General features: G+C 61.3%; 12 protein-coding genes. 8 read left to right on the forward strand and 4 right to left on the reverse strand.

Annotated features, from left to right (window positions below):
• On the reverse strand, positions 1–1,662 hold the full coding sequence (locus tag KY084_RS14435) for an electron transfer flavoprotein-ubiquinone oxidoreductase (RefSeq protein ID WP_219239186.1): 1,662 nt from the start codon (positions 1,660–1,662) through the stop codon (positions 1–3).
• Between the two features lie 164 nt (positions 1,663–1,826).
• Here KY084_RS14435 and KY084_RS16440 point away from each other — a divergent pair, with 164 nt between their 5' ends.
• The 3 genes from KY084_RS16440 to moaB are packed head-to-tail and all read left to right on the forward strand — an operon-like array spanning position 1,827 to position 4,803.
• A complete protein-coding gene (locus KY084_RS16440; protein WP_219239187.1) occupies positions 1,827–2,507 on the forward strand; it encodes a uracil-DNA glycosylase family protein in 681 nt (226 codons plus the stop codon).
• A 3-nt stretch (positions 2,508–2,510) separates the two neighbouring features.
• Positions 2,511–4,286, forward strand: a complete 1,776-nt coding sequence (locus KY084_RS14445) for a lytic transglycosylase domain-containing protein (RefSeq protein WP_343228035.1) — start codon at positions 2,511–2,513, stop codon at positions 4,284–4,286.
• Positions 4,276–4,803, forward strand: a complete 528-nt coding sequence (gene moaB, locus KY084_RS14450) for a molybdenum cofactor biosynthesis protein B (protein ID WP_219239188.1) — start codon at positions 4,276–4,278, stop codon at positions 4,801–4,803. The genes KY084_RS14445 and moaB overlap by 11 nt, the downstream gene beginning before the upstream one ends.
• Before the next feature lie 25 nt (positions 4,804–4,828).
• Here the strand turns inward: moaB and KY084_RS14455 are convergent, their stop codons facing one another.
• Positions 4,829–5,170: a VOC family protein gene (locus KY084_RS14455; protein ID WP_219239189.1), complete on the reverse strand. Its 342-nt coding sequence runs from the start codon at positions 5,168–5,170 to the stop codon at positions 4,829–4,831.
• Between the two features lie 52 nt (positions 5,171–5,222).
• On the opposite strand from KY084_RS14455, the gene KY084_RS14460 reads away from it, so the two are divergent.
• The gene (locus KY084_RS14460; RefSeq protein WP_219239190.1) at positions 5,223–6,296 is read left to right on the forward strand and encodes a PA0069 family radical SAM protein; all 1,074 of its coding nucleotides are present in this window, start codon (positions 5,223–5,225) and stop codon (positions 6,294–6,296) included.
• A 196-nt stretch (positions 6,297–6,492) separates the two neighbouring features.
• Here KY084_RS14460 and KY084_RS14465 read toward each other — a convergent pair whose 3' ends face one another.
• Positions 6,493–8,790: a glycoside hydrolase family 3 N-terminal domain-containing protein gene (locus KY084_RS14465; RefSeq protein WP_219239191.1), complete on the reverse strand. Its 2,298-nt coding sequence runs from the start codon at positions 8,788–8,790 to the stop codon at positions 6,493–6,495.
• Positions 8,791–8,982: 192 nt separating this feature from the next.
• On the opposite strand from KY084_RS14465, the gene KY084_RS14470 reads away from it, so the two are divergent.
• The 4 genes from KY084_RS14470 (at position 8,983) to KY084_RS14485 (ending at position 17,355) form a co-directional block, all read left to right on the forward strand.
• Positions 8,983–9,975: a LacI family DNA-binding transcriptional regulator gene (locus tag KY084_RS14470; RefSeq protein ID WP_219239192.1), complete on the forward strand. Its 993-nt coding sequence runs from the start codon at positions 8,983–8,985 to the stop codon at positions 9,973–9,975.
• A 35-nt stretch (positions 9,976–10,010) separates the two neighbouring features.
• The gene (locus tag KY084_RS14475; RefSeq protein WP_246587200.1) at positions 10,011–13,124 is read left to right on the forward strand and encodes a TonB-dependent receptor domain-containing protein; all 3,114 of its coding nucleotides are present in this window, start codon (positions 10,011–10,013) and stop codon (positions 13,122–13,124) included.
• A gap of 71 nt (positions 13,125–13,195) precedes the next feature.
• Positions 13,196–14,629 (forward strand): glucoamylase family protein, encoded by a 1,434-nt coding sequence (locus KY084_RS14480; RefSeq protein ID WP_219239193.1) that lies wholly within the window; start codon positions 13,196–13,198, stop codon positions 14,627–14,629.
• 59 nt (positions 14,630–14,688) lie between these two features.
• Positions 14,689–17,355, forward strand: a complete 2,667-nt coding sequence (locus KY084_RS14485) for a M1 family metallopeptidase (protein WP_246587202.1) — start codon at positions 14,689–14,691, stop codon at positions 17,353–17,355.
• A gap of 69 nt (positions 17,356–17,424) precedes the next feature.
• Here the strand turns inward: KY084_RS14485 and KY084_RS14490 are convergent, their stop codons facing one another.
• The gene (locus KY084_RS14490) at positions 17,425–19,023 is read right to left on the reverse strand and encodes a long-chain fatty acid--CoA ligase (RefSeq protein WP_219239194.1); all 1,599 of its coding nucleotides are present in this window, start codon (positions 19,021–19,023) and stop codon (positions 17,425–17,427) included.
• Between the last annotated feature and the right edge of the window lie 16 nt (positions 19,024–19,039).

The following is a 19,039-nucleotide window of genomic DNA, read 5'->3' on the forward strand; positions in this document are numbered from 1 at the left end:
TTACATATTTGGATAATTGGGGCCTCCGCCGCCTTCCGGAACGACCCAGTTGATATTCTGGGTCGGGTCTTTGATGTCACAGGTCTTGCAATGCACGCAATTCTGCGCGTTGATCACGAATTTCGGCTCGCTTCCTTCTTCCTGCACCACCTCGTAAACGCCCGCCGGGCAATAACGCTGCGCCGGTTCGTCGTATAACGGCAGATTATGCTCGATCGGAATGTCGGCATCCTTCAGCGTCAGGTGAACCGGCTGATCCTCGGCATGGTTTGTGTTTGACAGAAACACCGACGAAAGCCGGTCGAAGGTCAGTTCGCCATCGGGTTTGGGATAATCGATCGGCTGCACCAGATCCTTGCGCCACAGGCTTTCGTGATCGGGCTTGTGACCATAGGTCTTGCCCATCTTCCTGCCGATATGTTCCATCCACATATGGAAATTGGCGAAGGCAGAGCCGACGATATCGCCATATTTCTTTACCAGCGGCACTGCGTTGCGCACGATCCGCAGTTCTTCATAGACCCAGCTCGCTTCATAGGCGCTGCTATACGCGGACAGTTCGTCGCCTTCGCGGCCCGCGCCGATAGCCTCGAACGCGGCCTCAGCGCCCATCATCCCGGTTTTCATCGCGGTATGCGTGCCCTTGATCCGGGGCACGTTTACGAAACCAGCCGAACAACCGATCAGCGCGCCGCCCGGAAATACCAGCTTGGGCACCGACTGCCAGCCGCCGTCGTTGATCGCGCGCGCGCCGTAGGAGACACGCTTGCCGCCCTTCAAAAGGTCCGCGATCGCCGGATGCGTTTTCCACCGCTGCATTTCCTGAAACGGCGAAAGATAGGGGTTGGAATAGTTCAGCCATGTCACGAACCCGATCGCGACCTGTCCGCCCGCCTGATGATAGACAAAGCCGCCGCCGTTCGACCCTTGGGTTTCGCTGAGCGGCCATCCCTGGGTATGAATCACCTTCCCCGGAACATGCTTGTCGGGGTCGATGTCCCACAATTCCTTGATGCCAAGGCCATAGACCTGCGGCTGGCTGTTCGCGCGCAGGTCGAACATACGGATCAGTTCTTTCGACAGGCTGCCGCGAACGCCTTCGGCGAAAAGCGTGTATTTGGCGTGCAGCTCGATGCCCGGCTGATAATCGGCCTTGTGCTCGCCATCGCGCGCCACGCCCATATCGCCGGTGGCGACGCCCTTTACCGAGCCGTCTTCGCTGAACAGCACCTCCGCCGCGGCGAAGCCGGGGAATATTTCGACGCCCAGCCCTTCGGCCTGCTCGGCCAGCCAGCGGCACAGGCTGCCCAGGCTTCCGGTATAGGTGCCCTTGTTGTGCATGAAGGGCGGCGTCATGAAATGCGGGACCGCCGTCTTGCCCGATTTCGTCAAAATCCAGTGATGGTTCCCGGTAACCGGCGTCTCGGCGAGCGGGCAGCCGGATTCGCGCCAGTCGGGCAGCAGTTCGTCAAGCGCGCGCGGATCGATCACCGCACCCGACAGGATATGCGCGCCGACTTCCGATCCCTTTTCCAGAACGCAGACCGAAAGCTCCGCTCCACCGTCGCTCGCCAGCTGTTTCAGGCGGATCGCCGCCGAAAGCCCTGCCGGGCCTGCACCGACGATCACCACGTCATAGGGCATGGATTCGCGTTCGCTCATATCCGTCTCCGTTCGAGGACCTTTGCTGTCCTGTCTGTCGTCGCACCTGGACAACGTGTCGTCCAAATGTCGATGCAAGCAGATTGACCTGTCCGTCAACCCGGCTCTCTAATGCGGCTATGGGGGCAGAACCAATAAACAACTGGAATGCGCAGGCCGCTAGCGTGCTCGAATGGTGGAGCGACGCCGGCGTCGACATGCTGGTCGACGATGCGCCGCGCGACTGGCTTACGCAACCTGTCACCCAATCCGCCGTTACGGAAGTGTCGCGGCGGTCGGTCGAAGCCCAAAGCACGGCGATTCCGGAAACTCTGGAGGCATTCTCCAACTGGCGGATCGGCCCCGATGTTCCGGAGGCGCGCTGGCGGATGCCGATGGCGTCGCCGCAAGATGTCACAGGCGCGCCGTTGATGGTGGTGTTCGACTTGCCCGAGGCGGAACACAACGAATCAACCAGATTGATTGACGGTGCCGCGGCGCAGTTGTTCGACCGGATGCTGAACGCGGTCGGGCTTGAACGATCGGCGATCGCGATGACAGGACTGGCCCTCGCACGCCCGGCGACGGGACAGGTTCCCGCCGCAGACATGGCTCGACTGGCCGAAATCACCCGCCATCACATAGCCTTGCTTGCTCCTGAGCGGGTTATGTTGCTGGGAGACGCGGTGAACCGTGCCCTGTTTGGGCCGGATAGCGCTCGAATGCGGGGCCGTTTACATGCCATTAACCACCAGGGGCGACAATTTCCGTCTATAGCCAGTTATCACCCGCGCTTCCTGTTGAAGCGCCCGGCCGCGAAGGCGGATAGCTGGAAACATTTGCAATTGCTCTTTTGGGGGGAGTGAAAAGTGAAAGCGCCTATTCTCCTCGCAGCCGCATTAGCCAGCGTGCTGCCGATGACCGCGCAAGCGCTCGATCGCCGCGCGCCGGTTTCCACGCGACAGGAAAGCGACGGCGTGCCGCAACAACTCGATTCAGCGCAACGCGCCGGGTATCGGGCGGTCTTCACCGCGATCCGCGAACAGCGCTGGAACGATGCGCAGCTTCAACTGTCGGCGATGAAGCCGGGGCCGCTGGATGCCATGGCGCGCGCCGAGCTTTACACCGCCGCCGGATCGCCCAAAATTCCGCTCGAGCCGCTGCTGGCGTTGCTTCGCGAAGCGCCCGAACTGCCCCAGGCGGCACAGATCGCCCGCCTCGCTCAGCTTCGCGGCGCGGATACCTCTTCGCTTCCCGCCGTGCCGGCGGAACAGCGCCTTGTCTGGCATAACGGCGCGCCAGTGCGCACGCGGTTGCGGACCGAACGTTCCGACGCGACCGAAGCGATGCTGGCTGACAGCATCAAACCGTTCGTCAAACAGGATGACGGCGCGGGGGCCGAAAATCTGGTCAACGGCGCGCTTGGCGACCTGACCGACGAAGCACGCACCGAATGGCTGCAGCGCGTCTCCTGGATATATTATCTTTCCGGCAACGATCGTGATGCGCGGCGGGTCGCGGCCAGAGCCCAGCAAGGCACGGGCGAATGGGGTGCGCAAGCCGACTGGGTACAGGGCCTTGCGTCCTGGCGCGACAATGACTGTCGCACCGCCGAGGCATCGTTTCAGGCGGTGGCGCAGCGTGCGACCGACACCGAATTGCGTTCCGCCGGACTGTTCTGGGCATCGCGCGCCGATATCGCATGCGGGCGTCCCGACCTGGTCGAGGCGCGCCTGGAAAGCGCGGCGCAATATGGCGAGACGTTTTACGGGCTGCTCGCACGTCAGGCACTGGGCATTCGCGAGCCCGAAGACGACAAGCGCGAAGCGATGGTGATCGCCGACTGGCGCGAATTGTCACGCGTTCCCAATGTCCGCGTCGCTGCCGCGCTGGTCGAGATCGGCGAAAACGGACTTGCCGATGAAGTATTGCGGCATCAGGCGAAAATCGGCCCGGCGCGTGATTACAGCGCGATTGCACGGCTTGCCGGCCGCCTCGACCTCGCCTCCACCCAGCTTTGGCTTTCGCATTATGCGCCGTCGGGCGCAAAGCCGTTGGAAGAGGCGCGCTATCCGCTTCCCGACTGGGTGCCCGATGGCGGCTGGCGCGTCGACAAGGCGCTGATTTTCGCGCACACGCTACAGGAATCGAAATTCGATACCGACATTGTCAGCCCCGCCGGTGCCTATGGGCTGATGCAGATCATGCCGGCGGCGGCGAGCGATATCGGGCGCGAACGCGGTGAAACGATCGATCGCGCCGCGCTCACCAGGCCATCAACCAATATCGAGGTCGGTCAGACCTATCTTGAGAAGCTGCGCGACAATTCGGCGACCGGCGGCCTGCTGCCCAAGGTGATCGCCGCCTATAACGCAGGCCCTTCGCCGGTGCAGGCGTGGAACATGAACGCCCGCGATAATGGCGATCCGCTGCTGTACATCGAATCGATTCCCTATTGGGAAACGCGCGGATATGTGATGACCGTGCTGCGCAATTACTGGATGTATGAGAAGAAGGAGGGCAAGACCTCCCCCAGCCGCGCGGCGCTGGCCGAGGGAATGTGGCCGCGCTTTCCAGGCATGCCCGGTCCCAAGGGCGTGCGGCTGAGTTCCAACGGACGGATCCAGAGCGCGCGTGTCGATTGACAAAGGCCTGATTTTTCAGCCGGTTCGCATCGCGGTACTGACCGTTTCGGACACTCGCACCCGCGCGGACGACCGATCGGGTGACACGCTGGTCAAACGGTTGGAAGCGGCAGGCCATATTCTGGCCGATCGCCGGATCGTGAAGGACGATGTTGACGCCATCGTCGCCGATCTTCGCAGCTGGATCGACAATCCTGACGTGGACTGCGTGATCACCACCGGGGGAACCGGCGTAACCGGGCGCGACGTTACCCCCGAAGCGGTCGCGCAGGTGCAGGACAAGGCGATTGACGGCTTTGGCGAACTGTTCCGCTGGCTGAGCTACCAGAAGATCGGCACGTCAACCATCCAGTCGCGCGCCTGCGCATGCGTTGCCGGCGAAACCTATATTTTCGCGCTTCCCGGTTCGACCGGCGCGGTAAAGGACGGCTGGGACGGCATTTTGAAGGATCAACTCGATATCCGGCATAAGCCCTGCAATTTCGTCGAACTGATGCCGCGCCTGGCCGAGCGTTGACGATCCCACGCAGCCGGTAAAACGCTTACTCTTCTTCTGGTGTCATCACCGCAAGTTCATGGCCGTGCGGATCACGGAAATGAAATCGCCGGCCGCCCGGAAAGGCAAAGATCGGCAGCGTGATCGTGCCGCCTGCGCTGCGCACCGACTCCAGCGCGGCTTCCAGATTTTCCACCTCGATCACCGGCAACAGCTGCGCCGTCCATTGGGACGCATCGCCGTTCAACCCGATATCGGTGTCGCCGCTGGTCGTCGCCGCATAGTCGGGACCGAATTCGGCAAAGGACCAGCCGAACGCAGACGCATAGAAATCCTTGACCCCGGCCACATCGCGCACCGGCAGTTCGACATAATTGAAACGCGCCATCGCATCCTCCAATGTTCTTGTATTGTTCTATAGAGCTTCCTATGCTTTGCCAATGGTAAAACAACGGCCAGCACGCGGAGCTACGCTGAACTGGGAAAGCAGCCGGTTCAACCTGCCGGTGCGCGAGGCGGACGGAGACTGGCTGGACGCGCGCGAGGCGATCGACGGCCCGCCGCTTCCGCTGCGCACCACCGTTTTGATTGAAAAACCGAAGACGATCCTTGCTCGCAATCGCTCTCCGGATGTGCCTTTCGACCGTTCGATCAACCCATATAGGGGCTGCGAACATGGCTGCATCTATTGCTTTGCGCGGCCGAGCCATGCCTATCACGATCTGTCGCCGGGACTCGATTTCGAAACCCGGCTGTTCGCCAAACCCGATGCGGCAAAACTCCTGCGTGGCGAATTGTCGAAGCGCGGCTATGTCCCCCGCCCCATCGCGTTCGGCACCAACACCGACCCGTTTCAGCCGATCGAGCGCGACTGGCGGGTGACACGCGATTGCCTCGAACTGCTGGCGCAATGCCGCCATCCAATCACCATCACCACCAAATCCGACCGGGTGACGCGCGATATCGATCTGCTTGCCCCGATGGCGGAGCAGGGGCTGGTCGCCGTAATGATTTCGGTAACCTCGCTGGACCGGAAAATCGCGATGACGCTTGAACCGCGTGCGCCCACACCGGAACGGAGGCTTGCGGCGGTGAAGAAGCTGACGACGGCGGGCATCCCGACCCGGATATCAATCGCCCCGGTTATTCCCGCGATCACCGATTATGAGATCGAACATATCCTCGAACGCGCGGCAGAAGCGGGTGCCCGCGCCGCCACTTTCATTCCGGTTCGCCTGCCGCACGAAGTCGCGCCGCTGTTCCGCGCATGGCTGGACGAACATTTTCCCGACCGCGCGGACAAGGTGATGGCAATCATCCGCAGCTTGCGCGGCGGACGCGACAATGATCCCGATTTCTTCAGCCGGATGCGCGGCCAGGGACCATGGGCCGACCTGATGCGTGTGCGCTTTCATAAAAGCTGCCGCAAGCTGGGGCTGACAGGAGGCGCGCTGAATCTGCGCACCGACCTGTTCCGCCCGCCGCCCGGGCCGCAAGCGGACCTGTTCGATTGAACCGCACGCGCCCGCGAACCCCGAAATCGCGCCGAGGCAATCGAGATTTCGGGCGACCATACACCGGCGGTTGCCGGAGCGCCGCATCGCCGCGCTCCTCACACCGGCGAAACAGTAGGTGAATCCCGCTTGCCGCATCCTGCCATGCCGTATCGCTGGTTCCAAAACTTCGCGGCCGAGCGACACGCTCGCTCCGTCAGGAGCGAACGAGTTCGAAACTGCCGTTTACGCCATCATCCTGCGCCGACGGGGCGATCCAGATATCGAAGCTGCCCGGCTCCACCGTCGGCAGATTGTCCGGTCCGATAAATTCCAGGTCGTCGCGCTTCAGCGTGAAGGTGACGCGTTGCGAAGCGCCGGGGGCGAGTTCGACGCGGCTGAACCCTTTCAGTTCGCGAACCGGCCGCGTTATGGAGGCAGCGCGATCGTGAATATAGAGCTGAACTACCTCGGTCGCCTTACGCGTTCCTTGGTTGGTGACCGTCGCCGTCACGGTCAACGCGCCGTTCCAATCCAGCCGGCCGGTGCCGATATCGAGCGCCGAATAGACCATGTCGCCATAGGTCAGGCCATGGCCGAAGGCGAAGCGCGCCTTGTTCGGCACGCCGCGGAAATGCGCCTTGTACGGTTGCAATTCGCCCGGCGGATTGGGGCGCCCCGTCGATTTATGTGCGTAATAATAGGGTTCCTGTCCGGATTTGAACGGGAAGCTGACGGGAAGACGCGCCGAAGGGCCATATTCGCCGAACAATATGTCCGCCGTTGCCGGCCCACTTTCAGACCCCAGGAACCAGGTCACCAGGATCGCCGGCGCATCGGCCACCGCGCCCTCCAGCGCGAGCGCGCGGCCGTTTTTCAGCAATATCACCATCGGTTTTCCGGTTGCCGCCACCGCTTCGGCCAGTTCCTGTTGCGGAGCGGGAATGGTGATCGAGGTGCGCGCCTGCGCCTCGCCCGACATATTCTGCGCCTCGCCGATCGCAAGCACCACGATGTCGGCGGCATTCGCAGCGGCCACCGCCGCTTCTATACCGCCATCAATCGGTTTTTCGACGTCTGATCCGGCGGTAGCCGTAACCAGTGCGGGGTCCTTCACCGCCGCCTTCACGCCGGTCGCCAGATCGACCGCCTGGTCGTCGGTGCCATACACGTTCCACGGCCCGATCAGATCATGTTTGCCCGATGCGAACGGCCCGATCAGCGCGATCCGCTTGCCCGACCGCGGCAATGGCAGAAGATCGCCTTCGTTCTTCAGCATCACGATCGAGGAGCGCGCCGCTTCGCGCGACAGTGACAGCATCTGCGGCGTACGGATCCGCGTTTTCTCCCGCTTGGGATCGATCCGGCGGAAGGGGTCGTCGAACAGGCCCAGCTTCGCCTTGACCGCAAGAACGCGGCGCACCGCCTGGTCAAGGCGCGCCATCGGCACATCGCCGCTGCGAACCAGATCGGGCAGATACTGAATGTACAGGCCGCTCTGCATGCTCATGTCGACGCCGGCCAGAAACGCGATCCGCGCGGCATCGCGCGCATCCTTGGCATAGCCGTGCGCGACCATCTCAAGATCGCCGGTATAATCGGATACGACCAGTCCTTCGAACCCCCATTCGCCGTGAAGCACCTCATCCATCAGCCAGTGATTGCCAGTCGCAGGTATACCTGAAAGTTCGTTGAACGCCGCCATCATGCTGAGCGATCCGGCTTCCAGCGCAGCCTTGAACGGGGGCAGATAGACGTCGCGCAATACCCGTTCGGACAGGTTCACCGTATTATAGTCCAGGCCCGATTCGGCCGCACCATAGGCGGCGAAATGCTTGGCGCACGACAGGACCGTGTCATCGTCCTGCAACGATTTCCCCTGAAAGCCTGCAACCCGCGCCTTTGCCATGCGCACGCCAAGAAGCACGTCCTCACCCGCGCCCTCCACCGTACGGCCCCAGCGTGAGTCGCGGGCGATGTCGACCATCGGCGCGAAGGTCCAGTCGATCCCGGCGGCTGATGCCTCCACCGCGGCCGCGCGCGCCGTGCGGCGGGCAAGATCAAGGTCGAAGCTCGCCGCCTCGCCCAGCGGAACGGGGAATACGGTGCGAAACCCGTGAATGACATCGGCGGCGAAGATCAACGGTATCTTGATACGCTGATGCCGCATCGCGGCGGTTTGCATCCGTCGGGCCATTTCGGCTCCCGCACCGTTGAACACGCCCGTCAGGCGGCCCCGCCGCACCTGTTCAAGCTGATCGTCGAAACTGCCACCCTTGCCCGGCGGGTTGAGCGCGGTTGCCGCCCCCCCCGCCCAGGCGGCCGCCATCAGGGTAAGCTGTCCCGCCTTCTCCTCCAGCGTCATCTGTCCGATCAGCGTTTCGACATCGGCGGGCAGCGCCAGCGCCTCGTCATCAACGGTTCGCAGTAACGCGCGCGCCGGACTTGCGCTCCACGCCGCAATCGCGCCGGCACCCAGAATCGCGGCTCGGCGCGAAATACGCATATCGGCCATTCGGTATCTTCCCCTCTTTCAATCTACCCGACGATGCCTAGCAGCGTCGTCGCAAAGAATCATTCTTGCGCGATCTTGTACGTTCATGTAACCGGTTACATCAAGACGGGTGGCGAACAGGCGCCACCGCGACAGGCACGAAATCGAACGCGACGAACGCGTCGGCATTAGGGAAGAGGGGCACGACAAGGGATGGCGAGCGCCACGATCCGTGACGTCGCACGCGAGGCGCAGGTTTCTGTAGCCTCGGTTTCTCGCGTGCTGAACGGCAGCGACAATGTCCGCCCGGAAATGCGCGAGCGTGTGGAGGCAGCCAGCCGACGGCTGGGATATACTCCCCATGCCGGCGCCCGCAGTCTTTCGCTGTCGCGCGCGCATGCAATCGGAGTGATGCTTCCTGACCTGCATGGTGAATTCTTTTCCGAATTTGTTCGCGGCATGGATCGGGAAGCGGCGAAGGCCGGGCTTCAGCTTTTATTGTCGAACATGCACGCCGATGCCGGACAAGCGGTCGAGGCGCTGAAAACCATGCGTGGACGGGTCGACGGGCTGATCGTCATGGCACCGGACATCGACCCTGCCCTGCTGTTTTCGCATCTTCCGCAAAGCCTTCCGGCGATCCTCGTCAGCAGCGACTGCGAAGGTTCGGCCCATCCGCAGATACAGGTGGATAATATGGGCGCAGCCGAAGTGATCGTCGACCATCTGGTCGCATCGGGCTATCGCAACATCGTCCATATCTCCGGGCCAGCGGGCAACCGTGAAGCGGTGGCACGCGAGCACGGCTATCGTGAAGCAGTGCGCCGCCATGGGCTGAGCCCGCGCGTGATCCAGGGCGATTTCAGCGAAGAGGCCGGGACCGCTGCAGCGAGCGAAATTCTGCGAAATCGCGATGGGGCGGATGCGGTCTTCGCGGCGAACGACATGATGGCGGTCGGCGCGCTGGTCGTCTTTCGCGACGCCGGGGTTGCGGTGGGCGGAGAGATGGGGCTTGCCGGATTCGACGATGTCCCCCTCGCCCGGCTGATTTCCCCATCGTTGACGACCATGCGGGTAGACATCGCCGGCATCGGCGCGCGCGCCCTCACCATGATCGCCGCCATCGTGAATGGCGACACCGCACCGGATAGCGAACCGCTCCGTCCGGAACTCATCATCCGACAAACAACGAAGGCCGGCAAATAAACAGCCGGTCCATCACCGCCGTGGAGGAAGTAAACATGAATATCGGTAGCACAGGCAAGCAAATGCCACCGCGCAACGGGGGGCGTATGTTGCGCTTCGCCGCCGCCCTGATGATGGGCAGCGCCATGAGCGCGATCGCGGTGGCCCCCGCCCATGCCCAGTCGAGCCAGGCCTCGATCCGGGGAACGATCACCAGCGATAACGCCGCATTGTCGAACGCGCAGATCGTACTGATCAACGTCAACAACGGCTATCGCCGTCAGGCGACGACCAGTGCGCAGGGAAGCTATACGTTCACATCGGTCCCGCCCGCGACATATCGCATGGAAATCACAACCCCGTCAGGCGTGCGTTCGACGGACAATTTCCAGCTCAGCGTTGCGCAGAGCGCGCAACTCGACCTCGATGTCAGCGCGACCGGCGCTGCCGATGTGACCGGTCAGCAGGCGACCGGCGAGACGGGTCAGGGCACCGACGAAACAGCCGCTGCAGAGGCAAGCGACATCATCGTCACCGGCGACAAGCTGGTGACGCTGGAAGGCGGCGAAGTCGGCGTCACGATTTCGCAACGTGAAATCGAGCAACTGCCGCAGGTCAACCGCAACTTCCTTGCCTTCGCCGACCTTGCGCCGGGCGTTCAGTTCCAGACCGGGTCAAACGGCAATTCCAGCATCCGTGGCGGGGCGCAGGCGTCCAATACGGTAAACGTCTTCATCGATGGCGTAAGCCAGAAAGACTATGTCCTGAAAAACGGCATCACCGGTCAGGACTCGTCGCAAGGCAACCCTTTCCCGCAGTTGGCGGTCGGCGAATATCGCGTCCTCAGTTCGAACTACAAAGCCGAGTTTGATCAGGTAAGTTCGGTCGCGATCACCGCCACCACCAAATCGGGCACCAACGAATTTCATGGCGAAGGCTTCATTGACTTCACCAATCAGGATTTGCGTGCCAAACGCCCGACCGAGGTCATCAACGACACCGACAAGACGAAAACGCAGGACATGCAGTTCGGTGGTGCACTGGGTGGCCCCATCATCAAGGATGTCGCCCATTTCTTCCTGTCCTATGAAGGCAAGCGCCAGCAGATTCCGGTGGAAATCCGGCCCGACAATGACGTCGCGGTCAGCACTCTTCCCTCTGACCTGCAAGGATATTTCGGGCAGACCAATCGCGACTTCAACGAAGACCTGTATTTCGGAAAGATCGATATTCTGCCGACCGACAGGGACCTTGTCGAACTCTCCGTCAAGTATCGCAAGGAAACGAGCCAGGACCTGAGCAGCGGCCCGGCCGCTTCCGAAACGCGGGTCGATGTCGATACGGAAGATTTCCGTCCCTCGGCGCATTGGCAGCACAGCACTGACAATTGGGTCAACGATCTGCGTGGTTCGTACCAGTATGTTAAGTGGAACCCGCGGCCCACGATCTTCGAAAACGGATATCGGTATCAGCAGATCAACGAAAATGACGGCGACTATGACCGTTTCACCCTGCTGCAAACCGGCGGCAGCCCCAATTACCAGAACAAGGGGCAAAAGGGCTGGACAGTACAGGATGATTTCACCTGGACCGGTTTCGATCATCACACGATCAAAGCCGGCGTAAAAGCGTCGTGGATCAAGCTGCGGACCCAGCAGCTCAATTATTCCAACGCGATGTATACCTATAATTCGATTTATCCGGGGCAGGACGGCTTCAACGATTCCGTACCGTATCAGGTCCAGTTCGGCGCAGCGACGGGCATCGGCGACACGACGGTGGAATCGAACAACTTCCAGTTCGGTGCCTATATCCAGGACGACTGGGATGTCACCGACCGCCTGACGGTCAATATCGGACTGCGCTGGGATTTCGAACGCAACCCCGCTTATCTCGATTTCCAGACGCCGGCGGATGCGGTGGCGGCGGTGTCGTCGGCCAACTATCCCAATCTCGATAACGCCAGCTACGACATCAACGACTATATCTCGACCGGCAGTGAGCGTAAGACGTTCATGGGTGCGTTCCAGCCTCGCTTCGGGTTCAGCTACGATATCGACGGCACCGGGCGCTTTACCGTGTTTGGCGGATATGGGCGTTCCTATGATCGCAACCAATTCGACTTCCTGCAGCTCGAACGAAGCGGCGGCGCCTTCCCGCTCCGCACCTTCCGCTTTTTCAGCGATTCGCCGCTTTCTACCTGTACCGCCGCGACGGCCAGTTCCACCTGCCTTGCCTGGGACCCGATCTATCTGACCGAAGAAGGCCGGCAACAGCTGCTCAACGGCACCACGAACAGCGCGGGTGGCCGGGAACTTCGGTTCATCGATAACGATCTGAAAAATCCGTATTCCGACCAGTTCAGTCTCGGCCTACGCACCCGCTTCAACCCGTTCGAGGTTGAGGTCGGCTATCAGCGGATCGTAGGCAAGGATGGTTTCACCTATATCCTCGGCAACCGTTCTGAGGATGGCGAGTTTTTCACGCCCGATCCTAACTCAGGCGTAATTTCTTCGCCTTATCGCTTCACGCCCGACGGCTTTAGCAATATCCTGCTTGGCGTGAACGGTCTGGAGAGCCATTCAGACTCGGCGTATCTCAAACTGACGAAGAACTATTCGCCTTCTTCGCCGTGGAGCCTCACCGCCACCTATACCTATACCGAGGCGGAGGATAATGGTGGCAGCACCTATTCGCTCGATTACGAATATCCCGAAGACTATCCCTTCTCGCGCACTACCGGCGTTCCGAGGCATCGTTTCGTCGCGGCGGGCAGTGTTGACCTGCCGCTCGACATGACATTCTCGGGCAGGATCACGCTTGAATCGCCGACATATCTGCGTTCGGTGATCAGCAGCGCCGACCCCTATGGCCGGACGGTCATCAGCAAGGAAGCGGACGGCAACGGCGATCGCTGGGGCAAGCGTCAGATTGATGTCGCTCTCACCAAATATGTGCCGCTCGGCTTCATCAACGATCAAAGCAAGCTGCGCTTCCGCGTCGACATCATCAATGTCTTCAACGACCGCAACTATGTCGATTACAATTCCACCGCGACCGACACCACGCGCACGGCGGCGTCGCCGACCGTGTTCGGCGAACGTTTCGGCTATAACGTCGGCGGTAACCCGCCCCGCACGATCAAGCTGACGGCGGGCTTCGCTTTCTAAAATGCATACTGACGGGACGGGGCGCTTCGGCGTCCCGTCTTTTTTTTGCGCCAGGTCAAAAGAGTAGTTTCATGTTCGATCGCCGTACCGTTCTTGCTTCCTCCGCGTTGCTGATGGCGGGCACCGCCGGCTGTACGACAAGCGCGATGCGGCCCGCGCCGGAGCAATCCGCCGCGCTGTCACCGCTTTTCGACGATATTGAACAGCGTACTTTCCGCTATTTCTGGGATACCACCAATCCGCGCAACGGCCTTGCACCGGATCGCTGGCCCAATCCGCCGTTCGCCAGCATCGCATCGACAGGGTTCGCGCTTACCGCCTATCCCATCGGCGTAGCGCGCGGCTGGATCACCCGCGCTCAGGCACGCGAGCGCACGCTGGCCACGCTCACCTTTTTCCATGACGCGCCCCAGGGCGATGGCGAAACGGGGGTGAGCGGTCATAAGGGCTTTTTCTATCATTTTCTCGACATGGAAACCGGCGAGCGCTGGGGAAAGACTGAACTTTCCTCGGTCGATACCACGCTGCTCCTGGGGGGCATTCTTTTCGCCGGGCAATGGTTCGATCAGGATCATCCGGACGAGCGGCGAATCCGCGAACTAGCCTCTGCGATATATGCCCGCGTCGAATGGCCCTTTCTGCAGAATCACGCCCCAGCCATTTCGATGGGCTGGCATCCCGAAAGCGGCTTCGTCCCGGCCGATTGGATCGGCTTCAACGAAGGCATGCTGGTTAACATTCTGGCGCTTGGGGCACCGGTGCATGCCGTGGGACCGGAAATCTGGGAAACATGGTGCTCGGGATATGACGACAATTGGCGTGGAAACGCGCCAGATACGCGCTACCTCGCCTTCGCGCCGCATTTCGGGCAGCAGTACAGCCATGTCTGGGTCGATTTTCGCGGCATCCGCGATGCGGTGATGGCGGGCATCGGGTCGGACTATTTCGAAAACAGCCGCCGCGCCACCTATGCCCAACGCGCCTATGCGATCGCGAACCCGATGCAATGGGAAGGCTATTCGCGCGATATCTGGGGCCTGACGGCCTGCGACGGCCCCGGCGGGGTGAAGCATGCGTTCAAGGGCGAGGAGCGTCAGTTCCGTACCTATTCCGCGCGCGGTCCCGGCAGTATGCCCGACGGTTTCGACGACGGCACTATCGCGCCCACCGCCGCCGTCGCGTCGCTGCCATTCGCACCTGAGATCGTCGAACCTGCCACGCGCGCGCTGCGCGATTTTCAGCAAGGCCGTATCTATGGCCGCTACGGTTTCTGGGATTCGTTCAATCCCAGCTTCCGCTGGCCGGAGGCAAAGGGTGCGCGCGGCAGCGTTGACCCGCAACTCGGCTGGCTTGACGACAATCTGCTCGGGATCGACCAGGGGCCGATCGTTGCCATGATCGCAAACCATCGCGATGATTTCGTGTGGAAGACGATGCGCGGATGTGAACCGATCCGGCGCGGCTTGCAGCGTGCGGGCTTTTCTGGCGGGTGGCTGAACGGTTGAGGCATTAAACATTTCCGCCGCATTGCAGGAGCGGCAGGACGCCCTTAAACAGCGATATATTGCTGCTTTCGGGAGTCACCATTTTGCGCAAACTGTTGTTGCTCGCTGCTTCGTCCGCCCTGATTCTTCCTTCGGCGGCGTTGGCGCAGGATGCGACGCTTCCCACCGGGAAGCTGCCTGATACGGCTACGCCGCAGGCCTATCGCCTCGATCTGACGGTGCTGCCTTCGGAAGATCGATTTTCGGGGCACGCCGAAATCGATGTGACGCTGAACGATGCGGCGCGAATGGTCTATATGCATGGTCGCGACCTCAACGTGACCAAGGCGAGCGCGACTGCCGGTGGGAAAACCTTCCCCGTCACGTTCAAGCAGCTGACACCACTGGGACTTGCCAGCCTTGATTTCGGACGCGAACTGCCCGCCGGAAAGGTGACGCTGAAATTCGATTACACCGCACCGTTCGAGGACGGCCCCGCCGGACTGTATCATATTCAGGTCGGCGACAAATGGTATAGCTGGACGCAGTTCGAATCGATCGATGCGCGCGCCGCCTTCCCTTCGTTCGATGAACCCGGTTTCAAGACGCCGTTCACCGTTACGCTGACCACCAGGCCCGGCTTTGAAGCGGTCAGCAACGCGCCCGAAACCGGCACGGTCAAGACGGGCGATCTGGTCACGCACAAATTTGCCGCGACAAAACCGCTGCCCACCTATCTGATGGCGTTCGTGGTCGGTCCGTTCGAAACGGTGGCGACCCAGGCCGCGCCAACCGAATATCGCAAGGACGCGCTGCCCATTCGCATCGTCGCGACGCAGGCGAATGCCGACAAGATGGAGTTTGCCAAGGAGAACAGCGGTCCGATCGTCGACCTGCTCGAAAAATATTTCGGTGAACCCTTCCCCTTCCCCAAGCTGGATCAGATCGGATCGCCGATCATGCCAGGCGCGATGGAAAATGCGGGTGCCGACATTTATGGCGACGGCATCCTGTTGCTCGATCAGAATCCGACGACCAGCGACAAGCAGGAATTCGGCATGGTGGTCGCGCACGAATTGTCGCACCAATGGTTCGGCGATCTGGTCACCCCCGCATGGTGGGACGATATCTGGCTGAACGAAAGTTTCGCCAACTGGATGGGCTATCGGATCGGAAACGAATGGCGTCCCGACCTGAATATCGGCACCAACGCCATCGGTGAGGCATTCGACGCGATGGAGCTCGACGCGCTGAAGGCGGGCCGCCCGATTCATGAAAAGATTACCGATGACCGGGACATCAATGGCGCGTTCGACGCCATTACCTATGGCAAGGGTGGCCAGGTCGTGGCGATGATCGCGGCCTATATGGGCGATGCCGAGTTTCAGAAGGGCGTACGGCTGCATCTGAAACGCCATGCCTATGGCAATGCCTCGACCGATCAGTTCTTTCAGTCGCTGGCCGACGCGTCGGGCGATCCGCGCGTGCTGGGCGCGATGAAGAGTTTCGTGGATCAGCAAGGCGTGCCGGTCGTAACTTTCGCCCATGCCGGCAATGGCGACGGCTATAGCGTGACTCAGGATCGCTACCACTATCTGGGCACGGATGTTTCGCCGACCATGTGGACCATCCCGCTGTGCGTGCGCCATGGCGACGAGCGCAAGTGCACGCTGCTCGCCGACAAGAGCGCGAAGATCGATGAACCCGGCAGCGGCGTTGTGATGCCCAATGCGGGCGGAACAGGCTATTACCGGTTCGATCTTCCGAAAGACGACTGGCGGACGTTGATCGGTCAGGCGGCGAGCCTGCCCCCAGGCGAGGCCCTCGCCATGGATGACAGTCTGTGGGCACGGTTCCAGGCGGGCAAGGGCGATCCGGCCGAGTTGATCGCGGCAACGAAATCGATGGCGGCCAACGCCGATTCGAACGCAGCCGTCGATAATGCCGGGCGCTGGGGCGGACTGGTCGGTCACGACGTTCTGCCCGATTCGGCGACGGACAGCTATCGCGCCATGATCGGATCGATCTATGGTCCGATTCTCGACCGGCTGGGCTTTGATCCCTCAGGGGACAGCGGCGACAACGACCCCGATCGGCAGAAACTGCGCCGCTCGGTGGTATCGCTGATGGCCGGCGGAGCGAAGGACGAAGCGGTGCGCGCCAAACTGGCGAATGCGGCGCGCGCCTATCTGAATGGTGATGCCGACGCGATCAGCCCGGCCTATCTCGATCTCGGCCTCGGCATTCTGGTCGATCAGGGGGATCTCGCCTTTGCCAAACAACTCGCCGAAAAAGCACTGGCGAGCGAGGATGCGAGCTTCCGATCGGCGGCGCTCGGTGCGATTTCGGGTTCGGGAAAGGCAGATATCGCCAACTGGCTGCTCAACGACTTTCATGATCCGCGCCTTCGGCGCAACGAACAGTTCCGGTTCCTGTACGGCCTCGCCGGCAATGCCGATACGCGCCAGACGGCATATGATTATGTCTTCGCCAATTTCGACCAAATTGCGGGCAGCGCGGGCATTTTCCTGGGATCGCGGCTTCCGGCGCTGTTCAACCGCAGCTGTTCGATGGAAGAGGCGGACAAGCTTGATCAGGTCATGCGACCGAAGATCGAAGAGGCCGATGTCGGGATGCTCGGTTTCAACCGGACCGTCGAGCAGATACGCACCTGTGCGAACCTGAAAACCGCGCGAGGGGCGGAATTGGCGTCGGCGTTGAAAGCGGCGTATCCCGCAAAGAAATAATGCAAAATCAGTGGTTCGACGGGCCTGGCCTGTCGGACCACTGGTATAGCTCACCGGTCATCAATTACGTCAACCAGCGGTAAAGCGGTACGCCTTATGCTGTTCGCGGATCGCGGTTTTCAGCAGCTTGCCCGTGGCGGTGTGGGGCAATTCGTCAACGAACAGGATTTCGTCGGGCAACCACCATTTGGCGACATGATCCGTCAGATAGTCGCGAATGGCATCGGCGCTCACATCGCTTCCCTCCCGACGCACGACAAGCAGCAACGGCCGTTCGTCCCATTTGGGATGAAACACGCCGATCGCCGCCGCCTCTGCCACGCCGGGGCACCCTACTGCTGCGTTTTCAAGCTCGACCGAACTGATCCATTCGCCGCCCGATTTGATAACGTCTTTCGCACGGTCGGTAATCTGCATCGTGCCGTCTGGGTGGATCACCGACACATCGCCGGTGTCGAACCAGCCGTCCTTCGTCACCGCGTCACCACTTTCATCCTTGAAATAACGCTGGATGACCCAGGGTCCGCGCACCTGAAGCCGGCCCGAGCTTTCGCCGTCACGCGAAAGAATTTCGCCGTCATCATCGACGATGCGCATTTCGATGCCAAAGGGCACGCTCCCCTGCCGGGTGCCATAATCTACCTGTTCGTCAAACGACATCGCGTCCCATTTGACCGGCAGCGCGCCGATGGTACCGATGGGGCTGGTTTCGGTCATGCCCCAGGCGTGGTTGACGCGAACGCCCATCTTCATGATTCTTTCGATCATCGAACGCGGCGCCGCCGATCCACCGATCGTTACCACCTCCAGAAATTTGGGGGCCTCGCCCGTCGTGTCGATATGGTTGAACAGCGCGAACCAGACGGTCGGAACGCCCGCTGAGTGAGTCACCTTTTCCCGATTCATCAATTCGCAGAGCACCGCCGGATCGTTGACCGCAGAAAACACGAATTTCAGTCCTACCATCGGCGCAGCGAAGGGCAGCCCCCATCCGACGGCATGGAACATCGGCACCACCGGCAGCGCGACCGATCGGGTCGACAGGTCGAAGACCGACGGCTGAATTTCCGCCAGCGCGTGAATCATTGAAGAGCGATGCGAATATACGACGCCTTTGGGATTACCCGTCGTACCGCTGGTGTAACACAGCATACAGGGGTCGCGCTCATCGCCCTCGACCCAGGCATAATCGCCATCCTCCTGCGCCAGAATATCCTCGAACCCACGCTGCCCCGGCGCGGGATCGTAGCAGATATAATGTTCGATCGTGGTCCAGCGCGCTTTCAGCTTCTCGACAACCGGCTCAAACGCCTTGTCGTACAGCAGCACCTTATCCTCGGCATGGTTGCCGATATAAACCAGCTGGTCTTCGAACAGTCTTGGATTGATCGTATGGATCAGTCCGCCCATGCCGATCGCGCCATACCAGCTGATCAGGTGACGATGATGGTTCATCGCCAGCGTCGCCACCCGGTCCCCCTTGTGCACGCCCATGCGTTCAAGCGCCTGGGCAAGCCGGCGTGCGTCGCGGGCGATACCGGCCCAGTCCGTCCGACTTTCACTGCCATCGGCCCAGCGGCTTACGACCTCCCGGTCGCCATGTTCGCGTTCGGCATGTTCAAGCGCCCTTGGAACCCGAAGCTCGAATTCCTGCATTCCGCCCAACATTGCTCTCTCCCGGCTT

It is taken from the genome of Stakelama flava, assembly GCF_019351405.1.
Classification (GTDB): domain Bacteria; phylum Pseudomonadota; class Alphaproteobacteria; order Sphingomonadales; family Sphingomonadaceae; genus Sphingomonas; species Sphingomonas flava_A.